Source organism: Pseudomonas sp. SIMBA_068 (assembly GCF_046534705.1).
In the GTDB taxonomy this organism is placed as follows: domain Bacteria; phylum Pseudomonadota; class Gammaproteobacteria; order Pseudomonadales; family Pseudomonadaceae; genus Aquipseudomonas; species Aquipseudomonas putida.
The window spans coordinates 1-416 of the sequence record NZ_JAWRYI010000075.1 but is presented as its reverse complement, the minus strand read 5'-3'; the positions used below and the strand labels follow the sequence as shown (position 1 = coordinate 416).

The window sequence follows — 416 nt, the reverse complement described above, 5'->3', positions numbered from 1 at the left end:
TCGGTCTGCTCGGCGGCGATGTCTTCCGGCAGTTCCAGGTGTACCGCACCCGGCTTTTCTTCTTCAGCCAGGCGGAAGGCTTCGCGCATGCGGGCCGGGATGTTGTCGGCCGAGGCGAACTGGTGGGTGTACTTGGTGATGGGGTCCATCATGCCGCACACGTCAATGATCTGGAAGCGGCCCTGCTTGGACTTCTTGATCGGCTTCTGCCCGGTGATCATCATCATCGGCATGCCGCCCAGGTAGGCGTAGGCGCTGGCGGTAACCAGGTTGGTGGCGCCAGGGCCGAGGGTGGACAGGCTGACGCCAGTCTTGCCGGTCAGTCGGCCGTAGGTGGCAGCCATGAAACCTGCAGACTGCTCGTGACGGGTCAGTACCAGCTTGATCTTCGACTTGCGCAGGGATTCGAGCAGGTC

1 protein-coding gene is annotated in these 416 nt (G+C 62.7%); it reads right to left on the bottom strand.

Features of this window, described 5'->3' with window-relative positions:
- Positions 1–416, bottom strand: a 416-nt coding sequence (locus SB756_RS28210; protein WP_410912785.1) for a thiamine pyrophosphate-binding protein, incomplete at both ends; no start/stop codon positions are given.